35 protein-coding genes and 1 pseudogene are annotated in these 18846 nt (G+C 53.3%); 30 read left to right on the top strand and 6 right to left on the bottom strand.

Annotated elements, in window-relative coordinates:
• Window positions 1-520: 520 nt before the first annotated feature.
• From PSES9_RS0110980 to PSES9_RS0111000, 5 genes are all read right to left on the bottom strand, one after another.
• Complete coding sequence (locus PSES9_RS0110980) at window positions 521-1270, bottom strand: DUF1828 domain-containing protein (protein WP_138943077.1); 750 nt, start codon at window positions 1268-1270, stop codon at window positions 521-523.
• Window positions 1271-1274: 4 nt separating this feature from the next.
• Window positions 1275-1763 (bottom strand): hypothetical protein, encoded by a 489-nt coding sequence (locus tag PSES9_RS24900; protein WP_138943079.1) that lies wholly within the window; start codon window positions 1761-1763, stop codon window positions 1275-1277.
• 120 nt (window positions 1764-1883) lie between these two features.
• A complete protein-coding gene (locus tag PSES9_RS0110990; protein ID WP_010486865.1) occupies window positions 1884-2399 on the bottom strand; it encodes a hypothetical protein in 516 nt (171 codons plus the stop codon).
• Window positions 2400-2416: 17 nt separating this feature from the next.
• Complete coding sequence (locus PSES9_RS24905) at window positions 2417-2908, bottom strand: hypothetical protein (protein WP_010486867.1); 492 nt, start codon at window positions 2906-2908, stop codon at window positions 2417-2419.
• A 19-nt stretch (window positions 2909-2927) separates the two neighbouring features.
• Entirely contained in the window at window positions 2928-3746 is an 819-nt protein-coding gene (locus tag PSES9_RS0111000; protein ID WP_010486869.1) for a S24 family peptidase, read from the bottom strand.
• On the opposite strand from PSES9_RS0111000, the gene PSES9_RS0111005 reads away from it, so the two are divergent.
• From PSES9_RS0111005 to PSES9_RS0111130, 26 genes and pseudogenes are all read left to right on the top strand, one after another.
• Complete coding sequence (locus PSES9_RS0111005; protein WP_010486870.1) at window positions 3745-3942, top strand: transcriptional regulator; 198 nt, start codon at window positions 3745-3747, stop codon at window positions 3940-3942. The genes PSES9_RS0111000 and PSES9_RS0111005 overlap by 2 nt on opposite strands.
• Window positions 3943-4199: 257 nt before the next feature.
• On the top strand, window positions 4200-4802 hold the full coding sequence (locus PSES9_RS23370; RefSeq protein WP_138943081.1) for a hypothetical protein: 603 nt from the start codon (window positions 4200-4202) through the stop codon (window positions 4800-4802).
• A gap of 65 nt (window positions 4803-4867) precedes the next feature.
• Complete coding sequence (locus PSES9_RS23375) at window positions 4868-5116, top strand: helix-turn-helix domain-containing protein (RefSeq protein WP_010486873.1); 249 nt, start codon at window positions 4868-4870, stop codon at window positions 5114-5116.
• Window positions 5116-5865, top strand: coding sequence for a DnaT-like ssDNA-binding domain-containing protein (locus PSES9_RS24290; RefSeq protein WP_010486874.1), 750 nt, complete (start codon window positions 5116-5118; stop codon window positions 5863-5865). The genes PSES9_RS23375 and PSES9_RS24290 overlap by 1 nt, the downstream gene beginning before the upstream one ends.
• The gene (locus PSES9_RS23385) at window positions 5862-6584 is read left to right on the top strand and encodes a replication protein P (protein ID WP_010486875.1); all 723 of its coding nucleotides are present in this window, start codon (window positions 5862-5864) and stop codon (window positions 6582-6584) included. The genes PSES9_RS24290 and PSES9_RS23385 overlap by 4 nt, the downstream gene beginning before the upstream one ends.
• Window positions 6581-6814 (top strand): hypothetical protein, encoded by a 234-nt coding sequence (locus PSES9_RS0111030; RefSeq protein ID WP_010486877.1) that lies wholly within the window; start codon window positions 6581-6583, stop codon window positions 6812-6814. Before PSES9_RS23385 ends, PSES9_RS0111030 begins: the two co-directional genes overlap by 4 nt.
• Before the next feature lie 123 nt (window positions 6815-6937).
• On the top strand, window positions 6938-7141 hold the full coding sequence (locus tag PSES9_RS0111035) for a TraR/DksA family transcriptional regulator (RefSeq protein WP_010486879.1): 204 nt from the start codon (window positions 6938-6940) through the stop codon (window positions 7139-7141).
• On the top strand, window positions 7134-7460 hold the full coding sequence (locus PSES9_RS23390; protein WP_010486880.1) for a hypothetical protein: 327 nt from the start codon (window positions 7134-7136) through the stop codon (window positions 7458-7460). Before PSES9_RS0111035 ends, PSES9_RS23390 begins: the two co-directional genes overlap by 8 nt.
• On the top strand, window positions 7453-7911 hold the full coding sequence (locus PSES9_RS0111045) for a recombination protein NinB (protein WP_010486882.1): 459 nt from the start codon (window positions 7453-7455) through the stop codon (window positions 7909-7911). Before PSES9_RS23390 ends, PSES9_RS0111045 begins: the two co-directional genes overlap by 8 nt.
• Complete coding sequence (locus tag PSES9_RS0111050) at window positions 7908-8102, top strand: hypothetical protein (protein ID WP_010486884.1); 195 nt, start codon at window positions 7908-7910, stop codon at window positions 8100-8102. The genes PSES9_RS0111045 and PSES9_RS0111050 overlap by 4 nt, the downstream gene beginning before the upstream one ends.
• Complete coding sequence (locus PSES9_RS0111055) at window positions 8099-8425, top strand: hypothetical protein (RefSeq protein ID WP_010486886.1); 327 nt, start codon at window positions 8099-8101, stop codon at window positions 8423-8425. Before PSES9_RS0111050 ends, PSES9_RS0111055 begins: the two co-directional genes overlap by 4 nt.
• Window positions 8422-9003 carry a recombination protein NinG gene (locus tag PSES9_RS0111060; RefSeq protein ID WP_029529502.1) on the top strand — a complete coding sequence of 194 codons (582 nt, stop codon included), beginning with the start codon at window positions 8422-8424 and terminating at the stop codon, window positions 9001-9003. Before PSES9_RS0111055 ends, PSES9_RS0111060 begins: the two co-directional genes overlap by 4 nt.
• Window positions 9000-9203 (top strand): hypothetical protein, encoded by a 204-nt coding sequence (locus PSES9_RS0111065; protein WP_029529503.1) that lies wholly within the window; start codon window positions 9000-9002, stop codon window positions 9201-9203. The genes PSES9_RS0111060 and PSES9_RS0111065 overlap by 4 nt, the downstream gene beginning before the upstream one ends.
• Window positions 9188-9406, top strand: a complete 219-nt coding sequence (locus PSES9_RS0111070) for a hypothetical protein (protein ID WP_010486891.1) — start codon at window positions 9188-9190, stop codon at window positions 9404-9406. The genes PSES9_RS0111065 and PSES9_RS0111070 overlap by 16 nt, the downstream gene beginning before the upstream one ends.
• Window positions 9403-9603 carry a hypothetical protein gene (locus PSES9_RS0111075; RefSeq protein WP_010486893.1) on the top strand — a complete coding sequence of 67 codons (201 nt, stop codon included), beginning with the start codon at window positions 9403-9405 and terminating at the stop codon, window positions 9601-9603. Before PSES9_RS0111070 ends, PSES9_RS0111075 begins: the two co-directional genes overlap by 4 nt.
• A gap of 113 nt (window positions 9604-9716) precedes the next feature.
• Window positions 9717-10157, top strand: a complete 441-nt coding sequence (locus PSES9_RS0111080) for a hypothetical protein (RefSeq protein WP_010486894.1) — start codon at window positions 9717-9719, stop codon at window positions 10155-10157.
• Window positions 10157-10828: a hypothetical protein gene (locus tag PSES9_RS0111085; protein ID WP_010486896.1), complete on the top strand. Its 672-nt coding sequence runs from the start codon at window positions 10157-10159 to the stop codon at window positions 10826-10828. The genes PSES9_RS0111080 and PSES9_RS0111085 overlap by 1 nt, the downstream gene beginning before the upstream one ends.
• Before the next feature lie 403 nt (window positions 10829-11231).
• The gene (locus PSES9_RS25040) at window positions 11232-11393 is read left to right on the top strand and encodes a hypothetical protein (RefSeq protein WP_157998239.1); all 162 of its coding nucleotides are present in this window, start codon (window positions 11232-11234) and stop codon (window positions 11391-11393) included.
• 197 nt (window positions 11394-11590) lie between these two features.
• Window positions 11591-11848: an HP1 family phage holin gene (locus PSES9_RS23395; protein WP_010486899.1), complete on the top strand. Its 258-nt coding sequence runs from the start codon at window positions 11591-11593 to the stop codon at window positions 11846-11848.
• Window positions 11845-12354, top strand: a complete 510-nt coding sequence (locus tag PSES9_RS0111100; RefSeq protein WP_010486902.1) for a glycoside hydrolase family protein — start codon at window positions 11845-11847, stop codon at window positions 12352-12354. The genes PSES9_RS23395 and PSES9_RS0111100 overlap by 4 nt, the downstream gene beginning before the upstream one ends.
• An 8-nt stretch (window positions 12355-12362) precedes the next feature.
• A complete protein-coding gene (locus tag PSES9_RS25045) occupies window positions 12363-12527 on the top strand; it encodes a hypothetical protein (protein WP_157998240.1) in 165 nt (54 codons plus the stop codon).
• Window positions 12524-12700, top strand: coding sequence for a hypothetical protein (locus PSES9_RS25050; protein WP_157998241.1), 177 nt, complete (start codon window positions 12524-12526; stop codon window positions 12698-12700). Before PSES9_RS25045 ends, PSES9_RS25050 begins: the two co-directional genes overlap by 4 nt.
• A 14-nt stretch (window positions 12701-12714) precedes the next feature.
• Window positions 12715-13197: pseudogene (locus PSES9_RS25705) on the top strand (lysis system i-spanin subunit Rz).
• Window positions 13198-13201: 4 nt separating this feature from the next.
• Window positions 13202-13372: a hypothetical protein gene (locus PSES9_RS25055; protein WP_157998242.1), complete on the top strand. Its 171-nt coding sequence runs from the start codon at window positions 13202-13204 to the stop codon at window positions 13370-13372.
• The gene (locus PSES9_RS0111125; protein ID WP_010486907.1) at window positions 13369-13578 is read left to right on the top strand and encodes a hypothetical protein; all 210 of its coding nucleotides are present in this window, start codon (window positions 13369-13371) and stop codon (window positions 13576-13578) included. The genes PSES9_RS25055 and PSES9_RS0111125 overlap by 4 nt, the downstream gene beginning before the upstream one ends.
• A 95-nt stretch (window positions 13579-13673) precedes the next feature.
• Complete coding sequence (locus PSES9_RS0111130; protein WP_010486909.1) at window positions 13674-13892, top strand: hypothetical protein; 219 nt, start codon at window positions 13674-13676, stop codon at window positions 13890-13892.
• Window positions 13893-13992: 100 nt separating this feature from the next.
• Here the strand turns inward: PSES9_RS0111130 and PSES9_RS0111135 are convergent, their stop codons facing one another.
• A complete protein-coding gene (locus PSES9_RS0111135; protein ID WP_010486911.1) occupies window positions 13993-14187 on the bottom strand; it encodes a hypothetical protein in 195 nt (64 codons plus the stop codon).
• A gap of 80 nt (window positions 14188-14267) precedes the next feature.
• Here PSES9_RS0111135 and PSES9_RS0111140 point away from each other — a divergent pair, with 80 nt between their 5' ends.
• The 4 genes from PSES9_RS0111140 to PSES9_RS0111155 are packed head-to-tail and all read left to right on the top strand — an operon-like array spanning window position 14268 to window position 18845.
• Complete coding sequence (locus PSES9_RS0111140) at window positions 14268-14867, top strand: hypothetical protein (RefSeq protein ID WP_010486913.1); 600 nt, start codon at window positions 14268-14270, stop codon at window positions 14865-14867.
• Window positions 14868-16349 (top strand): hypothetical protein, encoded by a 1482-nt coding sequence (locus PSES9_RS0111145; protein ID WP_010486914.1) that lies wholly within the window; start codon window positions 14868-14870, stop codon window positions 16347-16349.
• A gap of 4 nt (window positions 16350-16353) precedes the next feature.
• Window positions 16354-17733 carry a DUF4055 domain-containing protein gene (locus PSES9_RS0111150; RefSeq protein ID WP_010486916.1) on the top strand — a complete coding sequence of 460 codons (1380 nt, stop codon included), beginning with the start codon at window positions 16354-16356 and terminating at the stop codon, window positions 17731-17733.
• Entirely contained in the window at window positions 17733-18845 is a 1113-nt protein-coding gene (locus PSES9_RS0111155) for a hypothetical protein (protein WP_010486918.1), read from the top strand. The genes PSES9_RS0111150 and PSES9_RS0111155 overlap by 1 nt, the downstream gene beginning before the upstream one ends.
• The last annotated feature ends 1 nt before the right edge of the window (window position 18846 follow it).

Consider the following 18846-nt stretch of genomic DNA (forward strand, 5'->3'; position numbering starts at 1 on the left):
ACGACATGCGGCGTACAGCCCCTGCGCCTGGTTAAGTAGGCACACCGCATGAAGTCCGGCGCCCCTCATAGCCGAAGCTGAGGGCGCTAATTTGATTCTTTGTTACGCCGCATTCGCGTACCAGGTCATTCACTCGGTTAGGGCATTTCGCCCTCGGCAGCCGTATGGGTTCCCATCGTTGGCAGGGTTTCCTCGTTCACCTGTCTGCTCGCCGGTCGCCGATAGAGGCAATGCGGTTTGTGTTGCGCCTATTTTTTAAAGAGTGGCGCCTTTCGGCTGGGCCGTTGTGCTGGCTTGAGATCAAATATAAGCCAGCTTATTTATTGAGTCAATAAGCATGCTTATATTTTTTATTCGAGGCACGGCTCTGCAAATCACAAGCACAAAAAAGCCCGCTCAGATGCGGGCGCGGCGATTCGGAATTTCAGGCTAGGGCAGGGCGATTACCGGCCGGCAAATCGCGTGCAATAAAAAGCCCGCTGGGTGGCGGGCTAGGGTGCTAGGCGGGGAAGGGTTGATATCAGTGAAAAGCGGAGCTGTAGTGAGCTTGGAAATCACTGAACAATATTGTCGGGGAGAGCCCGCCGAGAACATTTATTTCATCCTCAGCTTTTTGTTTCTTGTCCCGATCATCAACGATGAACAGTACGTCAACTGGCTCTTCGGATTTATTGATGATGACTGCCTTCCTAAGTCGAGCGTTTATTGATTGCTGTACCGGGGCTACAGCATCAACATAGGTGTCTCCCCACAAGAAATCGAAGGTGACATCAATCTTGCCGACACGGAGAGCTGCATTCCTGAGAAGCTTCCTTTCCGGGTCTTTAGCCCGGAGCAGCATCTCAACCTCATAAGTCAGTGAGAAGTCGGTATCTCCCTCGGAGAATCTATCCTCCTCCCAGGTAGCGATTGCCGCCATAAGTCGAAGAATCTTCGCCCCCCAAATATCGAGATCACTCTCAGGGAAAACGCTTTCAAAGGCTCCTGCACTGGTTAGCTCAAAACCGTAGCGGATGCCTAGATTTTCAAGGCCTTTCCAATTCCTTTTGTCGCCAAGAGCATACCCCAGCGAGCGAAGCGCGAAGATTGTTATACCGTCATCCGTGAACTCGATATGGCTTCCGCGCTTTATCAGGTAGAAATCAAGGGGCTTGCCTCCCGGCAATGTTATAGGCGTGCTGATGTAGGTAGCTGGGCCACTACCTACATTGACGGTTTGGCAATGCCACCCCGATTTTGAGAAGAAATCTCCGCATCCAATACTGCACATACCTTTACCCAAATAGATCGTCATCGAAAGGAGTTGATATTGAACGACCGCTGACTTCCATAATTCTAGCGTGTCGTACGAATCGCTCAACCCATCTACGCTCTGTAGCCCCACTGATTGATGACCGAACCTTTTTCGTTATTTGAGCCAAACGCTCATCACCAAGATGGAGGTGAGGCCCGAACATGTCCATTCCTTTTTCTCTATGGGAACGCTCGTGCTCCGGCCATATCTCAAGCATGAAGACGCGGCGCTTTTCTTTACCTTCTCGGTACATCAGCCCATAACTGACGCGCTCACCCATTCTCCCGGGTTGAAATTCGCCCTTGAAGTAGAGGTTAGGAATGGTTACGCGACGATCATCAAGCAACCCGCTGGTGCCTTCAAGCCATCCGCTATGAGATGGTTTTTCAGACCACTCCATATCTTCAGATAGAAACTTGATCCGCCGGCACCATTGGCGACATTCGTCTAGCCAAGTGTCTTTATGCATTTCCGCTCCATGGTAATGTTAGTTCGCTCAAGGCTACGCTGTAGCACCTTGAGTTCGCGCTTAAGGTCTTGGGTAGGCTTGTTGAGCCTCTTACGAGTCTTCTAGAAGCAACCATCGAAGCTACTCACCCATAATCTCCTTATACCGGCGCTGGTATTCCTCGTAAGGGAGGTTTTGCTGCTGGAGCCTTTGAATCTGTTGCTCGCGCGTCGAATATGGAGTTGCGGGCTTTTGCGCGGCCGGAGCCTGACGCTGTGGCGCATACGCAGATGGAGCGGTACCGCCGCAACCAGGTTGCGAGCTATCAAGGATGAGATTTCCCTTTACGTTGAGCTCAACGTACCCGACCAGAAAGACAAAGAATTTATTGCTGAGCACTACGTCGCTCAACCCGACCGCACACCGGTCGCTCTCAATAGCGTTATCGATGGCAGTCTCAATGCTTGGCGTACCAAGCGGAATCAATACCACAGCAATTCTGTCGGTACCTTCTACGCGCTTGCCGCTCGTCAGGGCGCCTGATTGAGTATTGAAGTTCTTGGTGCTGGCAACCGTTAGATCGGCAACCCGGGTCGAGCAGCCGGAAAGCATAACCATTGCTGCTATGGCGATGGATAGAAAATTAATGGAGCGCATTGGCATCTTCTTATTGGTTAGAATTTTTCTTCAGCAAGAAGGGCGCTCTGAGCCGCTTCATAGCTATTTTTTGCATCTAGGTTCTGAGGTGAGTAAACGCCAAGCGTAGACATGTATGCCGACCACTTCGCGTAAAGATCTTTTCCAAGGCCAAAAATATTTTTAGGTGGGTTACTCTGCTTGAAAGCTTCTACAGCCTGATCCGAGTCGACAGCGGCGTGCTTGAAACAATCCTGCAGAGATTTGGCATAGATAGCGGCCTGGTCATTCATGCCCATACGAGCAATGCGGTAGCCAGAGGAAGCTTCAAGGCCACAACTGAAGGCTAGAGTCCCTAGTCGGGCTTGAAAATTCCAGGCGGCAGACTTACCGCTCTCGTACTTATAGGTTAGCGGCTTTAAATCATTGGGCCGCGTCACTGTAAGGTAGTCAGGTGTTTTAGTTCCGGGGCCAGAACAGCCAGAAATAGCTACTGCTGTGGTGATGCAGCCTATCCAAAGTTTGAGCATATCAATCCCTTATACCTTTCTATTTGGCGATGCTTAGCCCACGTCGACGGCGCACGGTTGACCACCAGAAGACCCAGCCAAGAATGCGCAGCTCTGACGCCTGCTGAGCGGAAATAACTTCGTCCGGGTACTCTTCGTCATTCTCGCTACGGATGCGCAGACCACCACCTGGCAGTCGATATAGATACTTAACCCGAAGCATGCCGTCATGGTCAAAGGCGTAAATCTCACCGTCTTCGATATCAACCGAGCCCCGATCAATACCGATGGTCGCGCCATCCATGATTAATCGCTCCATGCTGCGCCCGCGAACAGTAGCGCAAGCGGCGTTTCGCTCAAGCACTCCAGCTTCGCGCAGGGTTGATTTAGCGAAACGCAACAATCGCCCGGGCGCTTCTATAACCTGTGTCGCCCCACATCCGGCTGCCATCTCGACTTCCTTATATAGCGGTATGGCGACCTCGTCATCTCGCAACGGGGTATCGTTATCCCATCCTGACATTACACCGATCAGTTCGGCGTTTGGCTCAATCTGCTGGGCAAGCATTTCTCCACGGCCAGTTTCTAGCCAAATAGGGCTTACTCCGCACTGAGAAGAAATCTTGATTAGGTGCACGCTCTGAAGGTTCTCACCCTTTTCAAGCTGAGAAATTACAGGCTGCGAAATGCCTACGCGCTCCGCTAACTCTTTTTGAGTAAGGCGGGCGTGAGCACGGGCGGCTTTGATGCGTTTTCCGAGTTCGTTCATCCGATCAAATTTATAAGGCGGCTTATGCCCTTGCAAATAATCCTGCTTATCTTCTACTATATAAGCGTGCTTATTTTGAGGATTCGTCATGAGCCCAATCGAAACGCTCGTTAAACACTTTGGCGGGCAAATCAACACAGCTAAAGCGCTCGGTGTTTCACAGGCGGCGGTTTCGTACTGGCTTGCTGGAATCCATTCCATGAGTGCTGAGAGTGCATTCAAAGCTGAAGAGCTTACCGGTGGACTTGTCACCGCTAAGTCCCTGTGCACGAAGCAGGTCGCTTAGCTGCCAGTGACGTAACGGCGCGATCAAACCCCGCCTGTGCGTCATTCGGCTGTGTAGGCCTGAGCAGTAGGCAGTTTTTATCAAGTCGCCCGCCAAAACGAAGCTGAGCCGACAGCGGCAGAACTTCAACCAGGGCAGCGATGTGGCAACGAAGGGCGAGCAGTTCGCCTTGCAGTGTTTCAACGGTCGGTTGCATGGGGAAACCCCTTTCAATTGATCAGATGACCGCAGATTAGAGGGCCGGAGGCCATAACAAAATGTCGAATCTACGACAAGAAACTCACACTCAAACTCGCGACTGCGTACTTCGCGCCCATGCATCTGAAATGCTGGCTCGCACCAACCTGTCAGTCGAGGACTTCGCTGAGTCTTTGTACAAGGCGTGCGTATCCGATTTCAGTGGCGACGTACTAGCGCTTAAAAAGGTCCCTGATCTTGACGGCCTGTTCAGTGCAAACGATCAAGTTGGCTACGGCAAAGCAATCGGCCGCTGGAATAAGCGAGTAGAGCGCTGGCTGGCAAAGGACGGCGTTGAAATTCCTTCTTGGCTGGAAGAGCCATGGGTAACGGCACTGCTTCCTGAGTGGCGTGAACGTTGCCTGATCGAACTCTCTGCACGTTACGGCCTTCTGGCTGTTCGCCCTGTTTTTGCCGACACGGGCGACGCCATGCAGGTGTTTGCAGGTATTTCGACCAACCTTGGGCACTTGGCAGGAGTTGGCGGTGAAGTATTTGCAGATTGTGTGTTCGATCACTTGGACGCATCGAATGCCGGTGCGATGGAGGTCCACTGCAGGGCGCTTGCCGCTCACTGCATGGCGATGGCCGATAAGGCCGCTCAAGTGAAAGCGGTTCACTGAATCGCAGGCACAAAAAAGCCACCGGACAGGGTGGCTAATTCGTTACAGCAGTTCGTGAGGTGATTATGGACAGCACAAACCAAAACATCAATACCTCTGTCAGCCAGGCCGCCGCTATTCGAAGCTGGCTTGAAGCAGGCAAGTCTATTACGGCAGGCGAGGCCTTAAAGCAGTTCTCATGCTTTCGCCTGGCTGCACGTATCAACGATCTGCGCATGAGTGGTATGCAGATCAGTTCCCGGCCCGTAGCCGTCATCAACGCACAAGGCAAGCAGGTTCGTGTTGCTGAGTACGCTTTAGGGAGCACTCAGTAATGGCCGGCGACTGGATCAAGTTCGAATTGACCACCCTGGATAAACCTGAGGTCTATCAAATTGCCGAACTGGCAGATATCGACCCAGATGCAGTGGTTGGCAAGCTTATGCGCGTATGGAGCTGGTTTGATCAACAAACGGAAAATAGTAACGCTCCGAGCGTTACTAAAAAGTTACTAGACCGTTCCGTTGGCGTTACCGGTTTCTGCGAGTACATGAAATCAGTGGGGTGGATGTCTGAGGCGGACGGGGTGATAAGCCTTCCGCATTTTGAGCGGCATAACGGCAAGACCGCTAAAAACAGGCTTCTGACTGCGAAACGTGCTGCAAACCATAGGGCTTCATCAAACAAAAGTAACGCTAGCACCGTTACATCTGCGTTACCTAAAGAAGATGTAGATTTAGATTTAAAAGCCTCTCTTAAGGGGCAAGGCCACATAAACCCAAACGACCCGATTGAGATGTCATTGGACTGGGTGCCTTGCCCTAAATTACTCAAAGCTTATGCGTTCAGAGCAGGGCTAAACCCTGACCTATTCACCCAAGAAGCTATCGGCCCATTTGCCTGTCACTACAAGCCATTAAACCGCCTGGAAACCCAAGAGGCCTGGGTAAGTCTTTTGGTTAAGTGGTTCGTTCGCGAAAAGGCCTTCAACGCAGGCAATGTTCATAAGTTCCCCGCCAAACAGGCCAATGGCCCTGACTTCGAAAGCCAAGCCTGGCGTGAAGATGACGGGGGTGAGCTATGAAGCCTGCACGCTCAATCACTCCAGCAGCAAGCCGAGGCCTGGCGAACACCAGCAAGACCATTACCACGGCTCCACTAGGCACTGTTGACCCGCAAACCGGTGATGTGGTCGATAGGATATTCCGGCAGCTGCAAGCGATATTTCCGGCCTGGAGGCAGGCCTGGCCAGATGACAAGGCTTTGACCGCCGCCCGTCGCAGCTGGACCAAGGGATTAATGGCTGCGCGGATCAATACGCTTGAACAGGTCCGTTTTGGTATCGAGCGCTGCCGTACCAGTGGATCACCGTTCGCGCCGAGCATTGGCCAGTTCATTGCCTGGTGCCAGCCGACCCCGGAAATGCTAGGCCTGCCCACGGCTGAAAAGGCCTACCGCGAAGCCATCCGCAATGCACACCCTTGCATGGCAGGGATTACCAAGTGGACCCATGCAGCTGTTCATCATGCGGCAAAAGAGTGCGGGTTTTACAACCTGAACAAGCTTCCGGAAGACGCCAGCAAAAAGCTGTTTGACCGCAATTACGCGATTGCAGTGCGTATGGTCATGGATGGCGAGCCGCTTTCACCTATCCCGCTTGCACTACCAGAGCGGGCTGGCGGATGCGCGACAGAGGCCGGTGCCAAATCTGGCTTGGCTGCCCTGAAAAAGGCGATCGTCTCCCCTAAAAGGGTAGAGCTCCCGCCGCATCTTGCGCACCTGGCTGGAGGCTCAAAGCAATGAACCGTCCAACTCAAGAGTTTTTGCGATCACTTGCCAAAGGCTCAATCGTCAACGTTGACCAGGGCAAGGCCGGGATAGTCACGGCCAAGGTCACGAAAGTCACTGACAAGCTGATCTTCGTCAAATTCGGCAAAGAACTGCGCCGTTTCACGCTTGAGGATGGCGGCACATTCCAGGCCCCAAGCCCAAGCAGAGCGTGGCTGATGCCGCTGGAGGTCGAAAATGCATAAGACCTGCTGGCTCATAACCCTGCCTAACCTGCCTTCATTCGCAATGGTCGGCACAACTTCAATGGGTAAGGCCGAAGCCCAGCGCTGCGCTCGGGTTATCTGGCCAGATGCGAGGGTTTCCTGATGGCTGACGTAATCGATCTGGCGAATGACTACGCCGCAGAAGAACTAAGCCGCGCCCTGGCTGGTCGTGTGGTTTTTCAGGGCAATAGCGCCACTCACTGCATTGACTGCGATTGCGAGATACCGCTACTGCGCCGAGAGGCTGTGCCAGGTGTTCAGCTCTGCATTGACTGCGCGGAAATCAAGGAGGCTCGCCGTGGATAGCGTGGAATACATCCTCGACGGTAAGCGGTTCACTTATCGCCCTACTGAGCTAATCGAGGCCCATGCAGAACTTTGCCTGATGCCCGACAGCGAGTTCGAGCAGCAGCATGTTCTGGCAAGGGCACTGCATCTGGCCTGCATGATCTGCTATGTGCTAGACACGCCGACCAGTGACTGCTTGAGCGATGTTGGCGTGATTCATCAGCTTGCACACCTGATCCATTTGGACGAGCCAGCGGTTGAGCTGCAAGACGTGCGCAGGGTGTTCGCTGGGTTGCTGCCTGCTGATTGCGGGGCATTCGGGGTGGCTCATGGCTGAGAAAATCCGCATCAACTCGCTTGCCGAGCTATCAGCCGTCAATGCGGCTATCCGCGCAAAAGGCTTCCCGTGCAACGTGGCTATCACCGGAGCATCACGATCTTTGCCGCAAAACGCCCTGTTTCACAAGTGGTGCGAATGCGCTGCTCAGTTCTTCGTGAGTATGGGCAAGACGGCCTTTGCAACTGGCGCACCGATGAACGCTGAGAACATGAAGCGCAACCTCAAGCAGACCTTCTTGGGTGAAACGGTGATCGAGGATATCAACCTAAAAACAGGCGAAGTAACCCAGCGCTATGAGCTGAAGCACACCAGCGAACTCGACAAAGGCGAAATGCACTCATTCATGACCTGCATTGATGCCTGGGCTTCTGAGCACGGGATATACCTGCCGCACCCGGAAGATAGTGAGTACATGAAGATGCGCGTGAACATGGGAGAGGCAGCATGAACATTGATCGCACAGAGGGCCGTCAATTCGCAGTCGGTGTAGTTCTTTCGGTAATCGGTATGCCTCAAGCCTTCTTTGGCCCTAACGGCTCAGTAAATACCGTGCTGGAGAATCTTGAGCAGACCGCAAAGGCCAAGCAAGAGCAGTACGCCCAGGGCATTCGTGATGTTGTGCGGGAGTGCAGGTTATGACAATTATTGATGACTTACGATCAATCCTTGATGAATTGAAAGATGGGGAGTCCGAAAGGTATTGCCCTCACCCGGAAACTCAAGCGTTTCTTATCGGCTTAGAGATATCCCCTAATTTAATGTCAGCACCTTTTGTCATGTCTCGTGCAGTGGCTGACCGCTGTATCGAATTGGGCATGCATCCAGATGACATTATCGTGCTTAACAAATTGCCTGCAGCGGTAGCAGCCAAAGAAATAGTTGCCGGTGAATTCGTGCGCAAAGGGAAGGGGCAGCGCAAGTCTGGGAGATCACAGCGCTGGGGTCGGGGATCTAATTTATGATTTCCAACCGAAAGCCAAAAACATGCCGGTGCTGTAAGGAGCGTTTTACCCCTTCAAAACCTCTGCAGGTCGCATGCGGCATAGCTTGCGCGGTGGTGCTGGCCAAGTCCAAAAGCGATAAGCAGCGCAAGGCACTGGCTCAGGTTGAGCGCGCTGAAATCAAGGTTCGCAAGGAGAAGCTGAAAGGCCGTGGCGAATACGTCAAAGAGGCTCAGCAGGCTTTCAATGAGTTCATCCGCTGGCGTGATCGGACGGCAGGTCATAACTGCATATCAAGCGGGCGCGCTCTGGACTGGGCAGGGAACGCTGTGGATGCAGGGCACTATCGCAGCATCGGCTCAGCGCCTCACCTTCGCTTTGATGAGCGCAACTGCCACGCACAGAGCAAGCAGGACAACCGCTATTTATCAGGCAACGCTGTGGATTACCGCATTGGCCTAATCGCTCGCATTGGTCTGGAAGCAGTTGAAGCGCTGGAGGCTGACCAGTCACCGCGCAAATACACCATCGACGACCTGAAAGCGATAACAGCCCATTACCGGGCACTGGTGCGCGAACTCAAGAGGGCTGCAGCATGAACTGGACTCAAATGAGCATCTACCGCATCGAATCGCCCCAGGGCTACATCATCAGCAAGAGCAAGGTAAGCGAAACCGCGACCGTGTACGTGGCCCGGGCACCCAAAGGTGGCGTGATCTACGGCGGGCAAAGCTGCGATGACGCCAAAAGGGCTTGTGATACCCACCTGCAGGAGTGCCAGTCATGCCTGACAACGTAACCCCTATCCGTGCGCCGCTATCAGTTCAAGAAATCAACGAGCGCAACGAAGAAAAGTTCGAGGACGCTTTGGTTGAGGTAATCAAGGCAGGCGTTGAAATCGGCATGACGCAGGCTCAAATGGTCGGCTGCATGACTTTCATTATTCAAGAGGTGCTGCCGTATCCACTGGCGGTAATCGAAGGCGGGGACGAACCAGCATGAATAAGCCGCATATCAAGAAGCTGAGCAAGGGAAGCCCGATATATCAGTGCGTGAGCCGTGAGATGGATGAGGCTTATCCATTCATGAATATGTCAGGTTATGGGCTAAGTCCATCAGAAGCATTTACGAGCTGGAAGAAAAGCACGGCATTTCTTAGGGGGCAAGCCTGGGGCGGCGTAACCATTAATTACGAATAAAAACATCACGACCAAGCGGATAAACAGCAGTCAGGGGTGAGGCTCATGAAAATCCTCAAGGGTTTGCGGAATTTGGAAAGCAAGATTACGGCGACGGGCAGGGGAGATCGGTAATGATGAAGCTAGAAGAAATCGAATCGGAATGGCTTAAAGGTTGTGACCACGAAGAAGGTTCAAGACTTCACCCTGAGCTTTGTAGCGGGTGCAAAAAGAAATACGAATTTGCCAAGAGCGAACTGGCTCGCAAGAAAGATCCTGAGGGATTTGAGAGGGCCGAGAAAAAGAAGCGACTAGAGCTTAATGGGTTGGTTGGTGAAAACGGTAAATGCCCAAAATGCGAATCTCAATACATTGGTGTTAGGAGACTTGGAAGAAAACGCACGGACGTGGACAGGTTCGGAAATAAGACCAGATGGACTCTTCAGGACTCGGTAAGTTTGGTGTGCTTGGACTGCGGATTTGAAGGCGACCCTGTTGTACCTGAAATGTACAACGAGCCACATGGCGATGAATTGACCCTATTGCAGGCGGCATTCAAAGGGGGAGAGAAATAATGAAACTACTAAACGCACGTCAATCATGGCATGACGCAATGCACGAAAACCGCGACTCGGTAATGGCCGTTGCTGCTGAGCAGGCCAAGGTCGGCAAGAAGACTGGCGGCGGCGATGGCAAGGTGATCGTAATGCTCGAGAATGAGCATGGGGTGCCGGTAGCTAAATCCTACCCGTCGCGAAAAACGGGGGCGCATGAAACTCGAAGCGGCCGACGCATGAGCGATTCACGCTGCGCGCACATGCTTGCCGCCGGCCTGGTCATGCATGCGATCGACAGCCTGCCAAAGACGCTGCAGAACTTCGGGAACTTCCTCTATTCGCCAATAGCTACTGGCCTGGACCTTTCGGTCGCCCATGGCCTTGTATGGTTAGGGTCTGGCATGGATTCGCTGCCGGAGAAACGCCGGGAGCGTGCCTACTGGATGGCCCTGGCTGCGATGCAATCTCATAAGCGCATGGTTTCAGGCAGGGCAGCAATGAGTCCTACCGAAGTCTGCATGTTCGTTGAGGATCGGCTTTGCGTTCGTATGCATCCTGATAACTGGCAGCGCGACTGGGCAGAGACATGGGAGAAGCTGGCTCGGCATATTGACCGACTGGATGCAAAAACCCTGGCCCCTGTAGCCGCAGTAGTCGACCGGATGAAGGAGCGCGAAGAAGCCGCTTGACGAAATGAAGGGCTAATTGGTATCTTTTAGCCATTGTGAGAAGCCTCACCCCAAAGCCCTGATCTAACCGGTCGGGGCTTTTTTATGCCTACGATTTAGCGGGTAAGCTCAAGGTGAGCCGCCGGCCTTCCAAGCCGAGCTGTTGGAATTTCAGCTTCTAAAGATTTTCTTTCAGGTTCTAGGTATTAGCAGGGTTCCTGAGTGAGCGATAAGAAAAAACTGCAGCTTGGCATGAATCCAAGCACGGCAAGCAATCGCCTCGTTAAGGATACTCTTTGGAGGCTCGTGACTTCTCTCTCCCTTGATCGATGCGTTAGGTGTGGAGAGGTTATGACAAGGGATACCTTTTCAATTGAGCACCTTGTCCCGTGGATAGACAGCCCGGACCCGCAGGAGCTTTTCTTTGACCAAGAAAACATTGGATTTAGCCATTTGTCTTGCAATATGGCGGCAGGGCGAAAGCCCAGACGTAAATATGAGCGATCAACAGGCAGGCATAAGTCAAAAGCAAACCATGATGCTGCGAGGGTTTACAGCCCAAGCAAAAGAAGAGAGCAATATCTGAGAACCGGTAAGTGAAGCACTAAGTATCCGCTCCAAACCCTTGCTTGCACTTGCTGTGCAATCCCTTGCCCGCCACTGACGGGCCTTTTTATTCCTGAATTAGCTCGCCAGGCCTCTGCCGCCATCGTTAGACCGAAGGTGTGCCACGCACAAATTGGCGGGCTTCTATTTGGCCTCGGGCCGACAAAGGACCAGCCCATGAGCACAGTTGCCGACAAATCAATGAGCACTATGAGTTACGCAGGCGGGGGGCTTTCGGTGATATCCGGCCTCACGCTAACAGAGTGGGGCATCGTTATCGGTATCCTGACTGCTCTGCTGACCTTCGCTGCAAATATCGTGTACCAAGTCCGTAAGGATAAGCGTGAGAAGCGCTTGAACGACCTTGAAGTCGAAATGCTGATTCGTCATGGAAGCAAAAAGATTCAGCCCGATATCTGCGCTGCTGAAAAATGAGCATCCGCAAGCGAGTCGCCGTCATTGCGCTGACGTTAAGCGTGGCGGGGTTCTCTGCCTGGCAGGCTCACGAAGGCTTCACGGATCAAGCGGTAATCCCAACCGAAGGCGATGTGCCAACCATTGGCCACGGCTCAACCCGTTACGAAAACGGTGAGCGGGTCAAGATGGGTGACACCATCACGCGCAAGCAGGCTGAGGTTCTCGCCCGCAACCTGATATCGAAAGATGAGCAAGACCTGGCTAAGTCACTGCCGGGCGTCACGCTGTATCAGGAAGAGTTTGATGTTTATATCGATTTCATCGGCCAGCACGGCATTGGCACATGGCGCAAATCGTCGATGCGGCCAAGCCTGCTGGCTGGAAATTACGTTCAAGCCTGCAAGTCCCTGCTCAAGTACAAGTATGCAGCTGGCTATGACTGCTCGACACCGGGCAACAAGCGTTGCCATGGAGTGTGGACCCGCCAGCTCAGGCGCTATGACGCATGTATGGCAGCCCAATAGGTAACGATATGGCCGCGCTCTTACTGATTGTTATTGGTGCCGTGTTCTACGTTATGAGCCATATGACTGACGAAAAGATGGTTGCGGTTGTTCGGTTTGTTGCCGCTCTCGCGATTGGCGCCTCTGGTGTTCTGGTATACGCGGTCCAGTTGCTTCAAACGGTGATCGCATGATCCTTGTCTACTTCATCATCGCGGTATTGACCGGCCTAGCAATCTGGCTGGCTAATGTAGTGAAGAAGCGTTACCAGGAAATTGACTTCCTTGCCTGGGTGCTGAGCTTATCTGCCTGCTCATTCGTGCTGATCATTGATTTGATGTTCTGCCTGGGTGCGTGGCTGTCGTGACCGCAAACCTAAAAATGGTCCCGGTATGGGTCTGGCTTCTATTGGCTGGTGTCGCAAAATTCGGCATCCAGCAATACCGGCTAAACGCCGCTCAAGATGATGTGGCCGAACTGCAAGACCAACTGAACACCCAAACAGCCCGCGCTGATTCGCTGAATAACACTCTGCGCCTCAGTCGTGATCTGGTTGCTGACCGCGATCAAGTCGACACGGAATACACAAAGGCTATTGCCGATGCCAAGACTGCTAACGATCAGCTTCGCGCTGACATTGTTGCTGGCCGTAAGCGGGTGTGAATCAACGCCACCTGTGTGCGTGATTCCGGCAATACCGGAGCCACCAGCAGCGCTGATGCAGGAAACCCAAGACTTACGCCCGATGCTGAACAGGCCCCCGCCGATCTCGAATACGAAGTAGAGCGGCAAAGACAGCAGATTTTTGGCTTACAGGCATACATCAGGAAGCTGATTGCACGCCTTAATGCATTGAGAGGTTGAGGTCATGGCCAAGCTAACTATTGAAGCCAAGCTGACCTATGCCTGGTGGTGGCCTTATTACCTGTTCGGCGTTGTCGCAATGATGCACCTGACTGGCCTTAAGGTTGATAAGTCCAAGATAGGTAAGTGGCACGACAGGGCATGCACAGTTGAAATGATCGGTGAGAAGCGATGACAGGCATAAGCCGCATTTATTCCGAGAAGCCGGTATCAGCCCAGGTCAACGATTCACTCAACGCAATGTGCGAAGTGATGGCAGGGGCAATCAACAAAGCCAAGGCGGATGGAGTACCGCAAGGGCTCATTGTTGGGATTTTGTCGGGTTACCAGCACGAAGAAACAGCCAGGATGCTGCAGATCCGGGATGCGATGGAAGAATAGGTGTGCCGCAGGTTCTTGGCATCAGTCAGTCGTAACACCGCGACCTTTTAGTTGTGGCATGCTGATGGTTCGACCACACAGCTAGGGCGGCAGCCATGACAAAGAAAGAAGAAATCCTTTTAGAAACCATCACAGCAATTGATGACCGCGGGGTTGAGTATTCAATTCAGCACATCCAGGAGTATCTGGTCAGTGATGGGGAGCGAATAAAAGGGTACTCAAGGTATCAGCTTGCTAACGGCGGGGCCGTGAATTTTATCGATGAGAACACGTTTGGAATTGTCACTCGGGGAACTACTGCAAAGCGAAAGTAGATCAATAACTGCCTTGGCATAATCCTGACAGTTAAAAAGATCGCGGTAACAGGTTAATGGCGCTTCACTTGATAGCAGCGCCATTAACCCTGAGAGAGCGCTACTGCGCGTTACGCCTTTCGCACTCAGCTATGGCGTCAGCTTCAGCATCGAACTCCGCATAGCGCTCGCCGCTCTTGGTGTGTTCAACGACAAAACAATACTGGTTGGCTCGCATCGGGGGCGCCATTTCTCCTGGCTTGATACTCTGGACAACTACCTTTGGCACCCTGCGCACTTCATATTCAGCCGCCATGGTTCACTTCCTTCTACGGGTTAAGTTGAGCCTCACTATTACCGGCAACAAACCACCATTTCAAGCACTCGAGCGAACTCATGAAAGACAAGAAAACTGACTGGGAGGCGATTGAGCGAGCCTTCCGGGCTGGCGCTCTGTCTATCCGAACCATTGCTGATCGCAACGGCGTAAGCGATACCGCAATCCGTAAGCGGGCCAAAGCCGGTGGATGGGAGCGGGATCTATCCGAACAAGTCAGGAAAGAGGTTCGCAATAAGTTGGTTCGCGGCGAGGTTCGCGAAGAACAATGTGCGAACCCTGAGTATGACGCTGAGATTGTCGAGGAAGCAGCAGAGGAAGGCGCCCGGGTAGTTCGGTCGCACCGCCGTGACATTCGCAAGGCGACAAACCTTGCTGATCTGCTGATGGACGACTTGCTGATGACTATTCAGCAGCGAGAGGCCATTGAGGATGCGATTGATGAAGATACCCGCGACGACAAGTCAGGTCTGCGGCGCGGAAGCATGATGGCGGCGGTGAGCTTGCCCAGCAACGCCAAGACCTTGTTCCAGCTTTCATCGGCCATGAAGAACCTTCAGGTGCTCGAGCGTCAAGCATTTGGACTTGATGACAAGGATGCGCCAGGTGATTCGGATGAACTCTCCAAACTGATGGACGAATTATCGAAGGAAGCCTAAATGAAGCCCGAGCACTTGAAGCTGCTCAGGGATAAGCAATGGCGCCTGAACAATCTGTATTTTATTACCGACAAACAGGGCAAGAAAGTCCGCTTCCGGATGACGGCGGAACAGATTGAATACTTCGAAGGGATGCACACCCGCAACATCATCCTGAAGGCCAGGCAGCTAGGCTTTACGACTGAGTGCTGCATTATACAGCTTGATGCTGCACTGTTTGAGTCGGCCAAGTGCGCATTGATTGCCCACACCTTGAACGACGCTAAGCGCTTGTTCCGGGAGAAGGTCAAATACGCATACGACAACCTGCCATCCGAGATACGTGCGGCCAACCCGGCCCGCAACGATGCTGCTGGGGAGCTGGTATTCAGCAAAGGCGGATCGGTTTACGTCAGTACCTCATTCCGTGGTGGCACGCTTCGTTACTTGCATGTATCGGAGTTCGGGAAGATCTGCGCCAAGTTTCCACACAAGGCCCGCGAGATTGTTACGGGAGCCTTTGAGGCTGTGGCAACTGACTGCTTTGTAACGATTGAGTCGACGGCAGAGGGCAGGGCCGGATATTTCTTCGACTACTCGCAAGAAGCAGAAAAACAACAGGCATCCGGCTCGCCGCTCGGTCTGCTGGACTGGAAGTTCTTTTTCTTCGCTTGGTGGAAGAAGGCCGAGTATGCCCTTGAGGCTGCCGGGTCGATCCCGCAGAGGTTGAGAGATTACTTTGCAGAGCTTGCGTCACGGCACGGGGTCACGCTAACAAATCAGCAAATGACCTGGTACGCGGCAAAGGAAAGAACGCTCGGCGATGACATGAAGCGGGAATATCCCTCACTTCCGTCCGAGGCGTTCCAGCAGTCAATCGAAGGCGCCTATTACGCCAAACAGTTTGCAGGGCTATACGCCAAGAATCGAATAGGCAAATTGCCAGATAACAGTCATCAGCCGGTGCACACCTTTTGGGATATCGGCGTTGGTGACTCGACTGCGATCTGGTTCGTTCGCGAGATTGGCGAAGAGTTCCACATCATCGACTACTACGAGAACAGCGGTGAAGGCCTACGGCATTACATGAAGGTGCTGAAAGACCGGGGTTATACCTACGGTGAGCACTGGGGGCCGCATGACATCGATAACCGCGAGTTTGGCAGCGATGGCAAGACCCGCCGCGAGATAGCCAAAGAAGGCTATGAGATCGACGGAAGCAAATACAGCATCAAGTTCCAGGTTGTGCCAAAGCTCGGCGTTGATGAGGGCATTGAGCATGTCCGGGAGCTGCTATCCCGCTGCGCATTCGATGATGAGAAATGCGAAGAGGGCATAGCCTGCTTAGAAAACTACCGGAAAGAGTGGGACGACAAGCGCGGCTGCTGGAAAGACAAGCCGCTGCATGACTGGGCATCCCACGGTTCAGATGGTTTCAGATATTTCGCAGTAGCCAAAGGCCGCCGCAAGCGCACCGCTTCAAGCCAACAACTCAGGATGTAAAAGCATGGCAAACGACCAAAGCACAGTCATTCCAGCCGTACAGGCTATGCGGGAAGACTGGACCGTTGTCGATGCGCTTATGGGTGGCACCAAGGCTATGCGTAAGGCGGGTGAGTTGTTCTTGCCCAAGTGGCCGAAGGAAGAGGCTGACGCTTACAAGGATCGGTTGAACCTGTCCACGCTGCTGCCTGCTTATAGTGAGACGGTGCAGAACATGACCGGGCGAGTATTTGCCGACGAAATCACGCTCGGCGATGACGTTCCGGGAGATATTGTCACGCTATGCGACAACATTGATCGCCAAGGCAACAATCTTCAGGTTTGGGCTCAAGACCTTTTCCGCGCCGGCATAGCTGACGGCTTGTGCCATGTGCTGGTTGATTATCCTCAGGCCGAGGGGATCAAGACAAAGGCAGATGAGATTGCTGCAGGAGTACGGCCGTATGCGGTAATCATAAAGGGTAGCCAGGTGCTTGGCTGGAGAACATCTGGCGCTAATGGCGAGCAGGCGCTCAGCATGTTCCGCTACAAGGAGACCGTTGAGGAAAGCGACCCCGAAAACGAGTTCTCCACCAAGTCTGTTAATCAGATCCGCGTATTGGAGCCTGGCAAGTGGGCAACTTACCGCAAGGTTGATGCCGGCAAGGGCAATTCAGTCTGGGCAATGTACGAGAGCGGCACAACAACGCTTAACCAAATACCGATCACAACTTTCTATACCAAGCGCACGGGCTTCATGACCGCTAGCCCGCCATTACTGGAGCTGGCGCATTTGAATATCAAGCACTGGCAGAGCCAGAGTGATCAAGACAACATCTTGCACATCGCGCGCGTGCCCATGCTTGCCGTAATCGGCGTTGAGGACAGCTACGAACTCAAGGTTGGGACCGGCTCAGCAACCAATCTACCCGTTGACGGTGACATGAAGTGGGTTGAGCACAACGGCAAGGCTATTGAGGCTGGCCGCCAATCACTGCTGGATATTCTTGATGACATGCGTATCGCTGGCGGCAAGCTCTTGCACAAAGAGAAGAAGGTCACCAAGACCGCGACTCAGGCTGAGGATGAGGAAGCGCAGGAAATGAGCCCGCTGCAGACCATGGCAGGCCAGCTTGAAGACGCAATTGACCAGGTGCTCCAGTTCTTCGCTATGTGGCTCAAGCAGACGAGCGGCGGCAAGGTTAAGGTCAATGGCAACTTCGAGATCGATTACGCACCAGAAACCACGCTTCCATTCCTGATTAGCATGGTCAATGCCGGGCTGCTGAGTAAAGAGTCATTCTTTGCCGAGGTTAAGCGTCGTGGAGTAGTGAGCGGCGATATCGTGTGGGAAGAAGAGAAAGGCCGCATCAGCACCCAAGGTCCAGCCCTGGGCGCGCTCTAATGCCAACCGTTAACGAGACGCTGCTTGATGAGCAGATAGCTCACTCTGAGTCGATGATCAAATACAGCAATGGCGTGGTAAACCGCATCATTGCACTGCTTAACCGGGTTGATGCGAGTATTGCCCTGGAGTTGAGTGAGGCGCTTGACCGGCTGCCGGCCGATAGCTTCTCTGTCCAGCGCCTGGAATCACTGCTTGGATCAGTGCGCTCGCTTAATGCCTCTGCTTACGCAGGAGCCCTGGATAAGCTGCAAGAGGAATTACTAGAGCTGGCAGGCTATGAGACGGGCTTTCAGTTCGAGCTGTTCAAGGCGACGTTACCGCAGCCGGTCCTGATCCATTATCCACTTGCTCAGGTAACCGCTAGCCAGGTGTACGCCGCTGCAATGGCGCGACCATTCCAGGGCAAGTTGCTGCGCGAGTGGGCGCAAGGTATTGAAGAGTCACGTTTAGCCAAGATCCGCAACGCAGTCCGCGAAGGCTACGTGCAGGGCAAGACGGTTGACCAGATTGTCAGGGGTATACGCGGCTCTCGAGCTGAACAATACGCTGACTCACTACTGAACTTCGCAAGGCACGACCTGGCCAGCATTGTTCGCACTGCTATCAACCACACAGCATCCGTTGCCCGCGAGAAATTTTACGCGGCCAAAAGCGACAACATGAAGGCAGAGGTCTGGCGCTCAACGCTGGACACAAAAACCTCTGACCCATGCCGGATACGTGACAGCCTCAAGTACGAAGCACTGACCCACAAGCCTATCGGCCACAAGGTCAAGTGGCTGCAGGGCCCTGGCCGGATTCACTTCAATTGCCCGTCGACATCCTCCCCGGTAACCAAAAGCTGCCGCGAACTAGGTATCGATTCGGACGAAAGGACCGCTACAGAGCGGGCCAGCATGGATGGAGCTGTACCGGCTGATACAACCTATGCCGAGTGGATACAACGCCAGTCATACGCCCGCCAAGAGCAGGTGCTGGGTGTTACCCGGGCGCAACTGATGCGCGACGGTGCCAAGTTGAGCGATTTCTATTCACCGTCTGGCGAATGGTTGACGATCGACCAGCTTAAAGAGCGGGACAAGGCTGCATTTGCGCGTATTGCGGCGTAAG

The organism is Pseudomonas sp. S9, from assembly GCF_000222125.1.
GTDB classification, from domain to species: domain Bacteria; phylum Pseudomonadota; class Gammaproteobacteria; order Pseudomonadales; family Pseudomonadaceae; genus Aquipseudomonas; species Aquipseudomonas segetis.

Excerpts from the sequence above, each read along its gene's own strand:
- PSES9_RS0110980 (WP_138943077.1), bottom strand. The coding sequence starts at position 1,270 with ATGTGCAGTATTGGATGCGGAGATTTCTTCTCAAAATCGGGGTGGCAT.
- PSES9_RS24900 (WP_138943079.1), bottom strand. The coding sequence starts at position 1,763 with ATGCATAAAGACACTTGGCTAGACGAATGTCGCCAATGGTGCCGGCGG.
- PSES9_RS0110990 (WP_010486865.1), bottom strand. The coding sequence starts at position 2,399 with ATGCGCTCCATTAATTTTCTATCCATCGCCATAGCAGCAATGGTTATG.
- PSES9_RS24905 (WP_010486867.1), bottom strand. The coding sequence starts at position 2,908 with ATGCTCAAACTTTGGATAGGCTGCATCACCACAGCAGTAGCTATTTCT.
- PSES9_RS0111005 (WP_010486870.1), top strand. The coding sequence starts at position 3,745 with ATGAGCCCAATCGAAACGCTCGTTAAACACTTTGGCGGGCAAATCAAC.
- PSES9_RS0111000 (WP_010486869.1), bottom strand. The coding sequence starts at position 3,746 with ATGACGAATCCTCAAAATAAGCACGCTTATATAGTAGAAGATAAGCAG.
- PSES9_RS23370 (WP_138943081.1), top strand. The coding sequence starts at position 4,200 with ATGTCGAATCTACGACAAGAAACTCACACTCAAACTCGCGACTGCGTA.
- PSES9_RS23375 (WP_010486873.1), top strand. The coding sequence starts at position 4,868 with ATGGACAGCACAAACCAAAACATCAATACCTCTGTCAGCCAGGCCGCC.
- PSES9_RS24290 (WP_010486874.1), top strand. The coding sequence starts at position 5,116 with ATGGCCGGCGACTGGATCAAGTTCGAATTGACCACCCTGGATAAACCT.
- PSES9_RS23385 (WP_010486875.1), top strand. The coding sequence starts at position 5,862 with ATGAAGCCTGCACGCTCAATCACTCCAGCAGCAAGCCGAGGCCTGGCG.
- PSES9_RS0111030 (WP_010486877.1), top strand. The coding sequence starts at position 6,581 with ATGAACCGTCCAACTCAAGAGTTTTTGCGATCACTTGCCAAAGGCTCA.
- PSES9_RS0111035 (WP_010486879.1), top strand. The coding sequence starts at position 6,938 with ATGGCTGACGTAATCGATCTGGCGAATGACTACGCCGCAGAAGAACTA.
- PSES9_RS0111045 (WP_010486882.1), top strand. The coding sequence starts at position 7,453 with ATGGCTGAGAAAATCCGCATCAACTCGCTTGCCGAGCTATCAGCCGTC.
- PSES9_RS0111050 (WP_010486884.1), top strand. The coding sequence starts at position 7,908 with ATGAACATTGATCGCACAGAGGGCCGTCAATTCGCAGTCGGTGTAGTT.
- PSES9_RS0111055 (WP_010486886.1), top strand. The coding sequence starts at position 8,099 with ATGACAATTATTGATGACTTACGATCAATCCTTGATGAATTGAAAGAT.
- PSES9_RS0111060 (WP_029529502.1), top strand. The coding sequence starts at position 8,422 with ATGATTTCCAACCGAAAGCCAAAAACATGCCGGTGCTGTAAGGAGCGT.
- PSES9_RS0111065 (WP_029529503.1), top strand. The coding sequence starts at position 9,000 with ATGAACTGGACTCAAATGAGCATCTACCGCATCGAATCGCCCCAGGGC.
- PSES9_RS0111070 (WP_010486891.1), top strand. The coding sequence starts at position 9,188 with ATGCCTGACAACGTAACCCCTATCCGTGCGCCGCTATCAGTTCAAGAA.
- PSES9_RS0111075 (WP_010486893.1), top strand. The coding sequence starts at position 9,403 with ATGAATAAGCCGCATATCAAGAAGCTGAGCAAGGGAAGCCCGATATAT.
- PSES9_RS0111080 (WP_010486894.1), top strand. The coding sequence starts at position 9,717 with ATGATGAAGCTAGAAGAAATCGAATCGGAATGGCTTAAAGGTTGTGAC.
- PSES9_RS0111085 (WP_010486896.1), top strand. The coding sequence starts at position 10,157 with ATGAAACTACTAAACGCACGTCAATCATGGCATGACGCAATGCACGAA.
- PSES9_RS23395 (WP_010486899.1), top strand. The coding sequence starts at position 11,591 with ATGAGCACAGTTGCCGACAAATCAATGAGCACTATGAGTTACGCAGGC.
- PSES9_RS0111100 (WP_010486902.1), top strand. The coding sequence starts at position 11,845 with ATGAGCATCCGCAAGCGAGTCGCCGTCATTGCGCTGACGTTAAGCGTG.
- PSES9_RS25045 (WP_157998240.1), top strand. The coding sequence starts at position 12,363 with ATGGCCGCGCTCTTACTGATTGTTATTGGTGCCGTGTTCTACGTTATG.
- PSES9_RS25050 (WP_157998241.1), top strand. The coding sequence starts at position 12,524 with ATGATCCTTGTCTACTTCATCATCGCGGTATTGACCGGCCTAGCAATC.
- PSES9_RS25055 (WP_157998242.1), top strand. The coding sequence starts at position 13,202 with ATGGCCAAGCTAACTATTGAAGCCAAGCTGACCTATGCCTGGTGGTGG.
- PSES9_RS0111125 (WP_010486907.1), top strand. The coding sequence starts at position 13,369 with ATGACAGGCATAAGCCGCATTTATTCCGAGAAGCCGGTATCAGCCCAG.
- PSES9_RS0111130 (WP_010486909.1), top strand. The coding sequence starts at position 13,674 with ATGACAAAGAAAGAAGAAATCCTTTTAGAAACCATCACAGCAATTGAT.
- PSES9_RS0111135 (WP_010486911.1), bottom strand. The coding sequence starts at position 14,187 with ATGGCGGCTGAATATGAAGTGCGCAGGGTGCCAAAGGTAGTTGTCCAG.
- PSES9_RS0111140 (WP_010486913.1), top strand. The coding sequence starts at position 14,268 with ATGAAAGACAAGAAAACTGACTGGGAGGCGATTGAGCGAGCCTTCCGG.
- PSES9_RS0111145 (WP_010486914.1), top strand. The coding sequence starts at position 14,868 with ATGAAGCCCGAGCACTTGAAGCTGCTCAGGGATAAGCAATGGCGCCTG.
- PSES9_RS0111150 (WP_010486916.1), top strand. The coding sequence starts at position 16,354 with ATGGCAAACGACCAAAGCACAGTCATTCCAGCCGTACAGGCTATGCGG.
- PSES9_RS0111155 (WP_010486918.1), top strand. The coding sequence starts at position 17,733 with ATGCCAACCGTTAACGAGACGCTGCTTGATGAGCAGATAGCTCACTCT.